The following is a 14994-nucleotide window of genomic DNA, read 5'->3' as shown; positions in this document are numbered from 1 at the left end:
AATGAATTTTGTAGTTGTAAATTATTCTTTAAATCAAGAATATTTAGTTTACAAAAAAGCATTTGCTTCACAAATTAAAAAAGCTTTAAAAAAAATTGATTCAATTGAAGTACAACATTTAGATATTAATATTAATTTAAAATCTACAAATTTGACTCTAAAGCTTTTTTTGAACACAAAAGATAATTTTGACTATGCAACTACTGTTAAAAAAATATTAGGAAAAGTTAAAGAATCTGTAAAGTTATTAATTAATATAGAGCCTGAAAATGTACACCTAATATTTGATAGAGAAATGAGAAAATATGTATAAAAATATAGACAAACTAGCAATAAATACTTTGAAAATGAACGGAGTTGCAGCAGTAAACAAAGCAAATTCAGGACATCCTGGAATAGTTATAAGTGCAGCAAAAATTGTTCATACATTATTTACAAGACACATGAACTTCGATCCTCAAAACCCTGACTGAATAAACAGAGATAGGTTTATACTATCAGTAGGTCATGGGTCTGCTTTATTGTATTCACTTTTAAGAATGATGGGTCTAATTTCAGAAAGCGATTTAAAAGATTTTCGTCAATTAAACTCCAAAACTCCAGGACATCCTGAATATAGACATACAAAGGGTGTAGAAGCTACAACTGGACCATTAGGTCAAGGAATAGGAATTGCTACAGGTGTGGCGATTGCTCAAGCACACTTAGAATCTAAATTTTCTGAGATCAATCACTATACTTATGTTCTATGTGGTGACGGGGATCTTCAAGAAGGTGTGGCAAATGAAACATTTTCTTTAGCTGGACATCTAAAATTAAATAAGTTAATTGTTTTATATGACTCAAATGATATTCAGTTAGACACTAAAGTAAATGCTACATTTTCTGAAGATATTAAACAAAAAATGACTGCTTTAGGTTTTAACTATATTTTTGTTGCTAAAAACGAAGTTGAAGACATTGATAAAGCTATTTCTGAAGCCAAAAAATCTGATCTTCCTTCTTTTATAGAAGTAAAAACAATAATTGGAGAAGACACACCAAAAGCAGGAACTTCTGAAGTACATGGAGCTCCACTTGGCAAAGATATTGAAATTTTAAAACAAAATTTAGACTGAAATTATGATGAATTTACTCTTCCTTTAGAAGTAAAACAACTATACGAAGATACTTTAGTAAAAAGATCTCAGCAAGCATTTAAAAACTTTAAAATTTCAAAAGAGCTACAAAATTGAATAGATGCTTCAGAAAAAGAACACAAAATTGAAATTGATATTAAAGAAAATATAGCCACTAGAGCTTCTTCAGGGGCAGTAATTGAACATTTAAATCAAACTTTATCTTCTTGAATAGGAGGTTCTGCAGATCTTAGTGGTTCTACTAAAGCTAAAGGTGGTGATGGTAATTTTTCTATTACAAACAGACAAGGAAGAAATATTTTATTTGGAGTTAGAGAATTTGCAATGGCAGCTATAGCTAATGGTTTAGCTCTTCATTCTTACTTTAAGCCTTTTGTTTCTACTTTCTTTGTTTTTGCAGACTATTTAAAACCTGCTTTAAGACTTTCTTCTTTAATGCAACTTCCAGTTACTTATATTTTCACTCACGATTCAGTACAAGTCGGAGAAGATGGGCCAACACATGAACCAGTTGAGCAACTAGCTATGTTAAGATCTGTTCCTAACTTACACGTTTTACGTCCTGCTGATGAAACTGAAGTAAAAGCTTCTTATGAAATTGCAGTAAATTCAAAATTAGTACCTACTGTTATTGTTTTAACTAGACAAAATATTGTATCTTTGAAAAATACTAATCAAGAAGAATTTAAAAAGGGTGCTTATTTTGTAAAAAGAAGCAATTCTGAATACGCTATTGTAGCTACAGGTTCTGAATTAGCTCTTGCAAAAGAAATAGCAGATGAGTTGGATTTTAATTTAATTTCTTTATCTAATTGACAAAATACACCTATTTGAGATCCTTCTAAATCTATTTCAATTGAGCTAGCTTCTACATTTGGTTGAACAAAACATGCTAGCTTAAATATAGGGATTGATACATTTGGGATTTCTGCTCCAGTAAAAGATATACTACAACAAATTGGCTTTGAAAAAGAAGCAATTGTGAAAAAAATTAAGGAATTTGTAAACAAATAGTTTCTAATAAACAACAAAAAAATATGAACGCTCTGTTCATATTTTTTTGTTGTTTTAATCTAAATTAATAACTTGATCAAAGAGTTGTTCTTGTTCTAGTTTGCTATGATGCGAAATGTAAATTAAAGTAAGGTTTTTATCATTTAACAGTAAATTTAAAGCGATATCTAAATTTTCTTTGTCAATGTTTGATAATCCTTCATCTATAATTAAAATGTCTTTTTTAAAGTATAAATTTCGTGCTAAAGCTATTCTTTGCATCTGTCCTGTTGAAACATCATTATCATCTTCTTGACCTAAAATTTTGCTTGCATCAATAGAAGATAAATTGAGTGTTTTAATTAATCAATCTATTTTTTCTAAATCAGGATTTTCTTCATATAAACTAATATTTTCAATTAAACTTCCTTCTACTAAATCAAAATTATTTCCTAAGTAATTAAAGTGTTTGTTAACTCAGTGAAAATCTAATGATTTTGCTTCACATTTGTTGTTAATTTCTACATTTCCTTCGTAATTGTGATTTAGTCCTAACAAAATTTTTGCTAACGTTGATTTTCCTGAACCATTTGAACCTTTTAGCAAATATTTTTGTTTTTTTTCTATATTCAATGACATTTTATTATACAAAGTTTTATCTTCTAATTTTAAGGATAAATCCTTTATTTTTATAGCAAAAACATTTGAATCTGAAGGAAAAATTTTATCTTTTAATAATTCAATATCAAAATGTGAATTCAGTTTTTTAGCAGCTTCATTTTTAGATTTTTTTACTTGAAGTCAATTTATTAAATCGTCTGTAAAATTACTTAAATCTGTATAAAATTCATCAAAAATGATATTTGCAAAAATTACTACAGAGAGATTAGATAATAATTTTGCTACATTATCTTTGTAATATATAGTAAAAAATATAGTAATTGCTGCTCCTAATGTAATGTGTAATATTTTGTTTAAGTTATAAGAAACAAAACTTGCTAAATTTTTGTACTTTAAAAATGACTTATAAACATTAATGTTTTTTCATATTACATTTGAAAATAGCTGGTTAATTTGCTGTGTTTTATTTAATGTATACATAGCCGGAAGATAATTTAAAATATTTCCTGTTTTTTCATAGAATTCATTTACAGCTTGATTTTTTTGATCGTAATATTTTTCTAATTTAGGTTTAATAAAGTAAGAAAAAACAAGAAAAATGAAGAAAGAAATTACTAAAATAGTTCCTAAAATTCAAGATTGATAAAATCCAAATGCTGAGGTAGCTATCAATAATAATGAATTAGAAATGATATTTAATAATGAAGCATAATATTTCTCAACTAATTCTGAATTAATATTTCTAATTTCTGATAAGTAAAATCCATCACCTTTTTGTTTGTATTGGTTAAGATTTATTTTGTCAAATATTTGAATTAATTTTTCTACATTTTTAAGTTTTATTAGTGGAGTAAATCCAGAAAAAATAGCTTTATGGTATCCTACACAAATTCCTCAGATTACTCTTGATAATATAAAAATAATTAAAGTTAAAATTACTTTATTAATGTTTTGTTCTCTTAAAAAATCAAATAAATAATAAGGTGCAACAACAAAAATAAAATTTGTAATTACTGTTTCTAAAACATAAAATACATTTCATGATTGAAATAAAATTAGTTTAGATCTTCTTGACATATTAACCTTTCACTTGAATTACATTATCAAATTTATTTAGTTGGTTTTGATCAAAATGATGACTAATAGCTATTATTGTTTTATTATTAGTCTTTAAAATATAATCTCAAATTTGATTGCTAAAATTTTTTTCTATGTTATCTAATGCTTCATCTAAACAAATTATTTCAAAATCTTGATAAAAAACCCTTGCAAGTGAAATTCTTTGTTTTTCACCTTCGGAAAGACTTTGTTTGTTTATTTGGGTATTTAAATCTATATTTTTAATTTTAAATTGTTGCATTAAATTTTCTACTTTAGCAAGATCTGGTTTTGAGTCTCAAAGAACAATATTATTTAATAAGGTGTCTTCAAAAATAACATTTTTATTATCAATAAATCCAATTTTTTCTCTTATATCATTTGCAATCATTGATTTTAATTCATATTTGTTATTTAGTAGTATTTGACCTTCATAATCTGTAACTAAACCTGAAATTATTTTTAATAATGTTGATTTTCCAGATCCAGAATCACCCAAAATTGCATATTTTTTATTTTTTTCTATTTTAAGTGATTTGTCTTTAAAAATAAAGGATTCTTCGTTATATTTAAAGTTAATATTTACTAATTCTATAGATAAAATATTTTCTTTAAAACTCATTAAATTTGTTTGACTACCTGCATTTTCTAAAATTTCATTTAAAACAGGTGTATATACTCTAAAAGCAACAACGGAGTTGGAAATATGAGTAAAAGAATAACTTATTCGAGTAATATATGTTATAAAAGCAAATAAAACTCCAATTTCAATATATTGATAATATATTAATACAACTAATTCTATAATTGATATTGCAATTGCAGAAAAATCTAAAGTATTTCCTAAAGAATCAAACCAATCAGTTTGTAAATTATTTTTAAAGAAAAATGAATAAAAATTAGACAATTTTTTTAATATTATTTTTTTAAACAAATCAATTTTATTGAAAAAATAATATAAATAAAAGACAGTATAGTGTTTAAATTCCTTCTGATTTGAAATTTTGTATTCTTCTAATAATATATCAATTTTTTTCTGTAAATAAGGAGAGCATTTATAGATTACAACTAAAATAATTAATCTAGCAATTAACAATGTTAGAATAAAAATACCTGATCAATACGAAATAGCAAGCATAAAAATAATAGTTATAAAAAAATTTCCAAAAGCTTCATATATATTAAACATAAATAAAGTCAATAAAGTCATTGAAGTTTCTGTATTATTTTTTAAAAGCGAAATTGTTTCACTTCTATTTGCAATAATGTATGAATATGACTTTTGTGATAAATTTAAAATAATTTTTTCTTGTAATTTTGCATATGTATTGGTTCTTATATTTACTACTAAAATATTTGAAACTCAATTTAAAATAATTGCCAAAATTACTGTCATAATTCCTACAACTAATCAAGCAATAAAAACATTGAAATTATCATTTTTATTCAAAAAATAATTTATTATAAAATTATATGAATAAAAATGTAATGACCAAATTGCAATATTAATATTTTTAACTAAAAATAAAGAAAAATGAAGCTTTTTTTCAAATAATAATATTTTAGAGCCATCTTTTATATTTTTTAAAAAACTGGATTTCATTGTTAGTTTCCTTTGTTTTTTTCTTTATTTTGTTTAATTATAGAATAAAAGCTTTTTAAAACATATAACTTGCCATTTATGTTTCATTCAAAATAGTTGTTGTTAATTTTTATAGTGTCTAAAATATCATTATCAGACTCGTTATATGATAAAAGTAATATTTCTATTAAAGATAAAATTTGTTTATAAGCTTTTTTAGAAGCTGTTTCTTTATAATAATTTATAAAAAACATTATATAACCTGAAATTCCAAATCATAAATTTGTTTTTAATGTAAAAGTTTTAAAAGCTTGTTTTAATAATTTATTAAATAATGTTTTGTATTCAGTGAAGATGTTTTTTACCTTAAAAAGAAGAAAAATCAAAGCTAAAATACCATTTTGCAAATACGGAGAAATTACATTTTTTATTTTAATTGCATAATACTCGTTATCTTTGGAAACTTTTGAAATTAAAATGTCAATAGTTTCTTTCAAGATTTTTTTATTTTCTGAGTTTTTATTTTTAATAAAGTTATTTAATAAATAAAAACAATAAAAAATTAAATTAGATACACTTAGTTTATTCAGATTTTTATACTGGATATTTTTGTTTTCTATATTTTCAATGTTTATGTTATTAATAACAGAAAAAATTAATTTATGTTTTCAACTTTTAAATTTAAACTTGATTTTAGGATTTTTAGCTAAAATATCTTCTACTTTATTGACTATATAGTTTTCTGAAAACATTAAAAATGCTTCTTTTTTATAGTATTTTTCTTTGATTTTTTCTAATTCTTGTACAAAATTAACTTTTTCTGGATTTTGGTATAGTAGTAAATTAATTGATTTAAAAATATAAGATTTTAAACCAAAAAACTTAGTAAATTTTCAAAATAATAGTAAATCCAAAGAAAATAAAGAGTTATCTTTTTTAAAATAAAAATGATTAAAAAAATGTTGTAAAAACATAATCGCTAACTTGAAGTAATCTTTTTGAAAATGTGTTAAATTATTGGATTTATCAATTTGAAATAAATCCGTATCCAAAATGACATTATTTTTTAAATCAAATTTCTTTTTAAAGTCTTCATCAATAAAAAAAGAAAAATCATAATCAATAAAATGAAATTCGTTTTTGTTTGTAATAATAAAATTTCCTAAATTAATATCTTTTAAAATAATATTATTTTTATGATGAAAATCAATAACTTTTACTAAATTTAAAATTATATTAAACAAAAAATCAGAATAATTTTTATGATCTAGTAATGAATAAATTAAATTTGAGTTTAATACATTGTTCAAATCTCTACCGTTTATAAACTCTTTTACTACATAAAAATAATTGTTTTCAAAAAAAGATTCTATAAAAATGGTAGGGTTAATGATTTTTCAAAACTTTTCTTCACGTTTTCTCAAACTAACTAAACTTATTTTAGAATCAAAATAAGTATAAATATGAGTTTGTTTAATAGTAATTAATTTATTATCATTTTGTTTCGCGCCTAAAAATATAAAGCCAGATGTATTTTGATAAATATTATATGGCAAATTATATTGTGAAAGTTTAGTAGAAATTATAGGTTGTTCTTCAAAAACATCCTTTACAAATGAAGGTAGATAAAAATAATTTTTACTTCTATCTGGTTCTTTTTTTAAAGTAATTGGATTTACGAAATAAGGTCTTTGGCTGTAATTTGTTCCATATCTATAAAAAATAATTGAATTTTTATACTGTTTGTCTACTATTACATTTAATCCTTTGTATTTTTTAAGTAATTGATACAAATTTTCTATGTGTAGTTTAAAATCTTCCTCATTTTTTGGGTAAATAGTAATTAATTTACCATACATTTGAAGATGTAAGCTTTTTGAAGAATACATCTTTGCTAATTCATAATTTTTTAGATACTTAAATTCTAAAAAATTATTTAGACAATATGAGTAAATAATTTTTATTACTTTAGAATAATCTTTTATTCTCGGAGCTATATGTATTTTCCAACCTTGAAATGGTAATGAATAATTGTCAAATGTTAAAAATTTAAAATACTCATTTTCTTGTTTTCTAGCAGAATTTATCACAATTTTATTTGGCTCATATTCATTAAGTTTTGATTGAATAGGGTCTGATTTTTGATAACCTTTTATCTTCATTTTGTCAACTTTTCTTCTTTTTTGTATATATTTTAAATTTTTCAGTCGATTTTTAAAATTATAGATTTAAATTATTAATTATTATATATAATTAAAATAATAATTTTTATACTTTAAAAATTTTACTAGCAAAAATGTTATCAAAATAAGGAAATTATGAATTATATTAGAGCAAAAAGATTAGTACCAGAGATTAGATTTAAAAATTTCACTGACGATTGAATAGAGGGTAAGGTTGGAGATTTATTTTATCTTAAAAGAGGAAAAGTAATTTTACAAAACTTTATTGAAAATAATAGAGGTAAATTTCCTGTATATTCTTCTCAAACTGAAAACAATGGAGAACTTGGGAAAATAAATACATATGATTTCAATGGTGAATTTATTACTTGAACAACTGATGGTGCTCATGCTGGAACAATATTCTATAGAAATGGAAAATTTTCAATCACTGATCGTTGTGGAATAGTAGAAATAAAAATTTAAAACTTTTTGATTATTTTTGAACCTCAAAATCATTAGCAATGATTTCAAAACAATATGTAAATAATTCTAGTGCAAATGCAAAATTAATGATTCATCAACTTTCTGATATTAATTTCAATTTTCCTTGTTTAAAAGAACAACAAAAAATAGGTCAACTTTTTTATACGTTAGATAAAATCGTAAGTCTTTATGAGAGAAAGTTAAACTTGCTGGAGAAAATTAAAAAATCATTTTTAGAAAGTATGTTTACAAAGGAAAATGAAGCAAAACCAAGTATTAGATTCAATTTATTTTCTGATATTTGAAAGAGTATAAAGTTAAGCGATTTTGGATTTTTCAAAGGAAGTACTGTAGATAAAGTTATTAGAAATCAAGATCATAAAGTAGCAATGTTGAATTATATGGATGTTTTTACAAAAAAGGAAATTAAATATTCGAATCTTAAAAAAAATTCAGCAACAAAAGAACAAATAAAAAATTTTAATATATTAGAAAATGATGTGTTTTTAACTCCTTCATCTGAAACACCTGAAGATATAGGAAAATTTAGTACATCTGCCAAAACAATTAAAGACGCAGTTTATTCTTATCATTTAGTAAGATATAGAGCATACACAAAAACATTTTCTACTTACTATTTAGATTATGCATTTTTAAATTCTAATAATAGAAATGTTTTAACTAAAAATGCACAAGGAGCGCAAAGATACACACTCTCACTTGCCTTTTTAAATGAATTGAGTTTAAAGGTTCCTAAAATACAAGAACAAGACAAAATTTCTACTTTTTTTACTAAAGTTGATTTAACTAACGCACAACTAAAGCGTAAGTTAAATTTAATAAAAAACATACAAAAATCGCTCTTAAATAAGATGTTTGTGTAAAAAAATATGATTTTTTCTTCAAAAAGTACTAAATTTCAAAGAAAAAAGGCCATTTTTTAGGCTTTTTTGCTTACGCTTTAGTTGTGCGTGAGTATTTTTGACCTTTAAAAATAGATCTCCGATTTTTTGTTGTTCTTTTAAACAAGGAACTTTTAATATTAATTCTTGAATTCCCTGATAAGTAAAATGAGGAATAGCACCGTGTGAATTAATATAATTTTTAGGCATCAAAGATAAAGACAGCAAATAAAACATATAACTAAATTTATTGTTATTCTGAATTGCTAATAGAAAGCAGTTGTTAGTTGTAGAAAATTTATCACCTTTTAAAAATACAGTTCCTGCATTTGCACCATGAGTAGTTCAAATTAAATGGTAACCTTCAAAATCAAAAGTGTTTATTTTACCTAGTATTCCATCTCCTGAAGTTTGAGAAGAATAAACTGGATATTTTCCTTGATTTTGTTCTAACTCTTTTTTTGTGATGTTTCTTCCTCTCTTAATTTCAAACATGTCTTCAACCTTAGCCTCTACTCAATTGTCGGTGAAATTTTTAAATCTAACATTCGATTTTCCTTCATTTTCCTTTACAAACATATTCGTCAAGAAAGCTTTTTCAAGCTTCTCAAACAAACTTATCTTTCTCTCGTAAAGACTTACGATTTTATCTAACGTATAAAAAAGTGAAGCAATTTTTTGCTGTTCTTGTGTACAAGGAATATACAGAGAAAAATTATTTAATTCATCTTTGGAGATACTATAAGGAAATGCATTATAGTTCACAAGAGAATAAATTTTGTTTTGATTAGAATAAAGATAAAAATATATAAATTTGTAAATTATATTTTTGTAGATTTTGAAAATAAGCAAAAACAAACATCATTTGCTCAAAACTTTGTAGATTGAAAATTGACAAAACCTGCAGAACCATATTGTGCTATTATTATTGTATTTTCAGTTCTATTAAATTTATTTATGAAACCCATCGGCTCAATGCCACCGCTAATCAAGGGGTATGAACCTTGAACTAATTCAGATTTAGTTATCCTTTCTCCTCGTATAATGTCTAATCAATCTTCAACCTTACCCTCTATTCAAGTGTGAAAAATACATTTTAATTACTTTTTTCTTCTTTTTTGAAGTTAAATTTTTATTATTACAAAGAAGCTTCATTTATTTAAGTTTTATTTAAATGCTATAAACATTAAATTACTTACTTGAAAATTTGCTCTTTAATTAATTTATAATTTCTTCAAATTTAAATATATTAAAAAATAACTTATAAATAAAATGTCTGAATTTTGGCTTAATAATTACTTTTACAAAAAAATAAAAAGCAGATAAACTGCTTTTTATTTTGCTCAACCTAATCTGAATTTAAAATTATGTTTTTTGTTTAGTTCTAAAACAACTGGAGTCAAAGTCACTAAACATACTGTATAAACAGGTAAGGTCACTGCTGATTTTAATATCATCGGAGTTAAATAGAAGAAGAAATAATCAGAAATATATCTATCTTTTCCAGTTCTATTTAAATATCTATTGTAATATCTAACAAAAGCAATTGGATGTCAGAAGTATCTAACAACAATCATAATAAAGACTAGTAAAACAAAGACAATAAAAGCTAATCTTCATTTTTTATTATTTGTTTTTAAATACATTAAAAACAGACCACCACCTATTAAGAATATAAAAGAATAAATAATGATTAATAAAGTAATAATTAATTGTTTATTAAATATTCCTTTTCATGATTTTGATGTTTTTTGAATTTGTGCATCACTCATAGATAAATAGTAGATAAATACTATAAGAGCTACTGTGAAGGTTAAAACCACTGGTAAAATAAGTCAAATATCTTTTTTTGTAGTTAATAAAAACATAAAACCTGCTGCTAGAATAGCTATAAATGGAGGGATAATTGCATATTCATAAGCCCAGAGGTGGATTTGACCTTTAATTAAAGCATTCATAACATCAAAAATTAGCGCTACTACTGCTCCTTTAAATGGACCTAAAATAATTCCTAAAAATAAATAAAATGGAATTTCAAAAGCTACATTTAATTTAGATGGTAAATGAACTTTTAGTATAAAAGATAAAACTGAAAAAATTGCTAATAAAAATCCACTAATTACAATTTCAAAAGTGGAAAACATGAAAAGTTTTTTTCAATTAACTTTCATAACACCTTCTTTCTTTTTAAAATTTGATATGTAAATTCATTGATTAATTTGTGTAAAAAAATTGTATAAACAAAATTATACATATTCAAATTTAAAACTTTTTAAAAAAATAAAAATATTTAAAAATTAACATAATTTACAAAATAGTGGTAGAATTTTTAATTATTCAATATATATAAAATTGTTTAATAAAACTTAAGAATAACCAGTAGAAAATAGGCACAATGACTAAAGATAAAGAAAAGTCAAATACTGTAAATGTGCAAGCTTACAAATTTAACGGAACACTTTATCGTCAATGGAATACTGCAAAAATTATTCAAAACACAGCAAAACATTTAATACTCAATTTAAAGTGAACAAAAGTAAAAAGTGATAAAGCTCATTGAGTAGTAAAAGATCCGACATTATGAATCTTTCCTAAAAATAAGTTTTATAATGCACTAATTAGATTTAAAGGCAATGAAGTAAATATTTATATCAATTTAGCTTCTTCGTTTATTTTCGAAGACAACACAGTTAAATATATAGATTATGACTTAGATTTAAAGATTTGTCCAATGAAATCAGTAAAACTTTTAGATGTATCTGAATTTTTTACAAATTCTTTAAAAATGAAGTATTCTCATAAATTAAAAGATGTATTAATTCATCAAGTAAACGAACTGGTAAAAGATAATTTAAAGAACAAATACATTTTTGATAAAGAAGTTGTATTTAATTATTTAAAGCTTGCAGAAATGAAAAAATAAAGAAATTTTAACAACAAAACCACTTGAAGTTTCAAGTGGTTTTGTTGTTACATAATATAATGATTATTTATCTTTTTCTTCATCTTCATCTTCAGATTCATCTAATATGTCTTCTAGTTCTTCTGATAAACCTTCTAAATTTTCTAAAAATTTCTCAGTTTTTTCAATTATTTTTCTAACTTGTTTTAATGATTTGTTCACTTTTTCTTTTTTATCACCTTTTAGTTCAGAAACAAAATCTTTAAATGTAAATTTAAAACTTGATTTATCAGAATTAGATTCATTTGAATCTTGGGTATTATCTATAATCACTTCGCCGTTTTTATTGTATCATTTACCATCTTTATAGATACATTTACTTGTATGTAAAATATATTTTGCCATAAATTCAATACTCCTGCTTTTGTAATATTTACTAAATTTTACTTTAAATAATACAAAAATTATTTATTTTTCCTAATTTAGTTAGCAAGTTTATTTTGTTATAATTTTACTACTGTGAAAAAAATTAATTTAATAGCTGATGAAGAAAAAAGATTAGATGTATTTTTAAGCAAAAAACTAGAACTAAGCAGAGTTTTTGTTCAAGAAATTATTATAAATAATCAGATAATCATAGATTCCAAAGTAGTTAGCAAAAAGAATTTTATTCTTAAAGAGGGAATGAAAATTGAAGGAAACTATGAAGAAAAAGAAGAACTTTTAAATGCCAAAGCACAAAATATAGATATAAAAATAGTCTATGAAGATGAAAATGTAATAGTAGTTGATAAGCCTACAAATATGGTTGTACATCCAGCGCCTGGAAATTACGAAAACACATTAGTTAATGCTTTATTATATAAATTTAATCATTTATCTAATGTAAATGGTGCATTAAGACCGGGGATTGTTCATAGATTGGATAAAGACACTTCAGGTCTTATGTTAGTAGCTAAAAATGATAAAATGCATAATTTTTTAGCTCAACAACTAAAAGATAGAAAAATAAAGAGAAAATATAAAGCAATAGTAGAAGGAAAATTGGAGCATCAAATTAGCCATATTAACTTACCAATTGCTAGAGATGAAAAAAATAGAAAAAAGATGGCTGTTTCTCACTTTAATTCTAAAGAAGCTATTACTCATGTTTTTGTAGAAAAAGTATTTTATTATCAAAAAAGAATTTTTTCACTTATACGTTGTGAATTAGAAACTGGGAGAACACATCAGATTAGGGTTCATCTTTCTTATATAAAACATCCAGTTTTTGGTGATCCTGTTTATGGAACAAAAGTAGATGCTTTTAATCAAAGACTACATGCATACGAAATTGAATTTACAAATTTAGACGGAACACTTTTGAAATTTAATTCAAAATTACCCAAAGAATTTGACATAGCAAATGAGTAAAAAATGCTTCAAAAATGAAGCATTTTTTTTACAAAATTAAATAGAAATTATTTTAATGTAATCTTTATTTATCTAAATCAATTATTTGATCAAAAAGACTTTCTTGTTCAGCATCATTGTGATGTGAAATATAGATTAGTGTAAGGTTTGCATCTTCTAGCAAGATCTTTAAAGCTTTTTGTAAATTATCTTTATCGATGTTAGATAGACCTTCGTCAATAATTAAAATATCTTTTTTGAAATATAGATTTCTTGCTAAAGCTATTCTTTGCATCTGTCCTGTTGAAACGTCATTATCATCTTCTTGACCTAAAATTTTGTCTTTATCAATAGAAGATAAATTTAAAATTTCAATTAAATTACTAATTTCGTTTTTATTTGAATTTTGGTCGAATAAATTTATATTATTTTCTATATTAGCTTCTATTAAAAGTGTATTGTTTGATAAATAGTTAAAATATTGATTAAGTGATTTAAAATCTATATCTTTAATTTCGTATTTATCATTGAATAAGACATTTCCTAAATAATTTTTTTCAAGTCCTAAAAAGATTTTAGCTAAAGTAGATTTACCTGAACCATTTGAGCCTTTAATAATATATTTTTTGTTTTTTTCTATTATTAAATTTTTGTTATTATATAAAGTTTTATTTTCTAATTTTAATGTCAAATCTTTAACTACAATGTTTGAAAATGCTTCATTTTCTAAAGAAAATTTATATTCTGTGATATTTAATTTAAAAGGAATTATATTTGTAGTATCTTGGATTTGTGCTTTAGCTTTTTCTACTTTTAAAAAGTTTAAAAAGTTTTCACTAGTATCAGATAAATAATCAAAAAAGTTCTCTAATAATATATTGACTAAAACTATTATAGAAACTGAAGCTATTAAACTACTTGCATCATCTTTAAAAAATATTCCAAAATAAATTATTACTACTCCACTTACTACTAATTTAAAAACTAAATTCATATTTTCTGAAATTAAAGAAAAAAACTTGGAAGTTTTTAAATAAGAATTGTAAATTTTTAAATTTTTATCTAAATTTTTAGAAAATAACTGTTTTAATTTTTCTTTTTTATTTAATGTATATAATGAAGGTAAGTATGAAAGAATTTGAGTAGTATTTTCATTAAATTCATTTCAAGATTCTGTTTTGTTTATATATATTTTTTCTAGTTTTGGCTTTATAAATAAAGAAAATATAAAAAACAATATCAACATACAAGAAAGTGTAATGCCTAAAACTCAATGTTGATAAAATGAAAAAGTTAAAATTGCAATAATATATAAAACATTTTTCGATAATTCAATCAAAGAATAATAATATTTTTCAAATCTTTCACCGTTGTTGTTTTTAATCTCTGAATAGTAATAACCTTCAGAATTTTTATTATATTCACTTAAGTTTATTTCATTAAAAACTTGAATCATTTTAGATATATTTTTTAACTTTAAAATGTTAATAAAACCAGCGAAAATTGCACTGTGATATCCTGAAAAAATAGCTGAGATTATAAAAGAAAAGATTAATATAATTGAAGCAATAACTAAGTTTATATAATTGTTTTCTTGTAAGAAAGTGAATAAATAATAAGGAGCAACAGTAATAATAAAACTAGTGATTAAAAATTGTAATACATAACAAACATTTCAAATATTATAGAAAATTAATTTTAATTTTGTACTCATATT

General features: G+C 23.2%; 13 protein-coding genes. 6 read left to right on the top strand and 7 right to left on the bottom strand.

From position 1 onward, the window contains the following. Position 1: 1 nt before the first annotated feature. Together HF996_RS01985 and HF996_RS01980 are read left to right on the top strand one after the other, a co-directional pair. The gene (locus HF996_RS01985; RefSeq protein ID WP_168910396.1) at positions 2-313 is read left to right on the top strand and encodes an MMB_0454 family protein; all 312 of its coding nucleotides are present in this window, start codon (positions 2-4) and stop codon (positions 311-313) included. Further along, complete coding sequence (locus tag HF996_RS01980; protein ID WP_168910395.1) at positions 306-2153, top strand: transketolase; 1848 nt, start codon at positions 306-308, stop codon at positions 2151-2153. Before HF996_RS01985 ends, HF996_RS01980 begins: the two co-directional genes overlap by 8 nt. A gap of 54 nt (positions 2154-2207) precedes the next feature. Here HF996_RS01980 and HF996_RS01975 read toward each other — a convergent pair whose 3' ends face one another. From HF996_RS01975 to HF996_RS04085, 3 genes are read right to left on the bottom strand one after another with little or no spacing between them, the layout of a single operon-like run. Continuing rightward, positions 2208-3830, bottom strand: coding sequence for an ATP-binding cassette domain-containing protein (locus HF996_RS01975; RefSeq protein WP_168910394.1), 1623 nt, complete (start codon positions 3828-3830; stop codon positions 2208-2210). 1 nt (position 3831) lies between these two features. Then, on the bottom strand, positions 3832-5454 hold the full coding sequence (locus tag HF996_RS01970; protein ID WP_168910393.1) for an ATP-binding cassette domain-containing protein: 1623 nt from the start codon (positions 5452-5454) through the stop codon (positions 3832-3834). Between the two features lie 2 nt (positions 5455-5456). Continuing rightward, positions 5457-7595 carry a class III lanthionine synthetase LanKC N-terminal domain-containing protein gene (locus HF996_RS04085; RefSeq protein WP_254427742.1) on the bottom strand — a complete coding sequence of 713 codons (2139 nt, stop codon included), beginning with the start codon at positions 7593-7595 and terminating at the stop codon, positions 5457-5459. 156 nt (positions 7596-7751) lie between these two features. On the opposite strand from HF996_RS04085, the gene HF996_RS01960 reads away from it, so the two are divergent. Further along, positions 7752-8081, top strand: a complete 330-nt coding sequence (locus HF996_RS01960) for a restriction endonuclease subunit S (RefSeq protein WP_168910392.1) — start codon at positions 7752-7754, stop codon at positions 8079-8081. A gap of 38 nt (positions 8082-8119) precedes the next feature. Then, positions 8120-8965 carry a restriction endonuclease subunit S gene (locus tag HF996_RS01955; RefSeq protein WP_168910391.1) on the top strand — a complete coding sequence of 282 codons (846 nt, stop codon included), beginning with the start codon at positions 8120-8122 and terminating at the stop codon, positions 8963-8965. Here the strand turns inward: HF996_RS01955 and HF996_RS01950 are convergent. Together HF996_RS01950 and HF996_RS01945 are read right to left on the bottom strand one after the other, a co-directional pair. Beyond that, positions 8945-9835 (bottom strand): restriction endonuclease subunit S, encoded by an 891-nt coding sequence (locus tag HF996_RS01950; protein ID WP_168910390.1) that lies wholly within the window; start codon positions 9833-9835, stop codon positions 8945-8947. The two genes, HF996_RS01955 and HF996_RS01950, sit on opposite strands and share 21 nt — an antisense overlap. A 482-nt stretch (positions 9836-10317) precedes the next feature. After that, complete coding sequence (locus HF996_RS01945; protein ID WP_168910389.1) at positions 10318-11154, bottom strand: ECF transporter S component; 837 nt, start codon at positions 11152-11154, stop codon at positions 10318-10320. Between the two features lie 224 nt (positions 11155-11378). Here HF996_RS01945 and HF996_RS01940 point away from each other — a divergent pair, with 224 nt between their 5' ends. Further along, positions 11379-11906 carry a DUF402 domain-containing protein gene (locus HF996_RS01940; RefSeq protein WP_168910388.1) on the top strand — a complete coding sequence of 176 codons (528 nt, stop codon included), beginning with the start codon at positions 11379-11381 and terminating at the stop codon, positions 11904-11906. A gap of 63 nt (positions 11907-11969) precedes the next feature. Here HF996_RS01940 and HF996_RS01935 read toward each other — a convergent pair whose 3' ends face one another. Beyond that, entirely contained in the window at positions 11970-12290 is a 321-nt protein-coding gene (locus HF996_RS01935; RefSeq protein ID WP_168910387.1) for a hypothetical protein, read from the bottom strand. 114 nt (positions 12291-12404) lie between these two features. Between HF996_RS01935 and HF996_RS01930 the strand changes: the two genes are divergently transcribed. Then, on the top strand, positions 12405-13298 hold the full coding sequence (locus HF996_RS01930) for an RluA family pseudouridine synthase (RefSeq protein ID WP_334199182.1): 894 nt from the start codon (positions 12405-12407) through the stop codon (positions 13296-13298). Positions 13299-13362: 64 nt separating this feature from the next. On the opposite strand, the gene HF996_RS01925 is transcribed toward HF996_RS01930, so the two are convergent. Next, a complete protein-coding gene (locus HF996_RS01925; protein WP_168910386.1) occupies positions 13363-14991 on the bottom strand; it encodes an ATP-binding cassette domain-containing protein in 1629 nt (542 codons plus the stop codon). Between the last annotated feature and the right edge of the window lie 3 nt (positions 14992-14994).

It is taken from the genome of Mycoplasma sp. 1654_15, assembly GCF_012516495.1.
Taxonomy (GTDB): domain Bacteria; phylum Bacillota_I; class Bacilli_A; order Mycoplasmatales; family Metamycoplasmataceae; genus Mesomycoplasma.
Note: the sequence above shows the minus strand (reverse complement) of the source record. Positions and strands in the feature narration are given on the sequence as shown.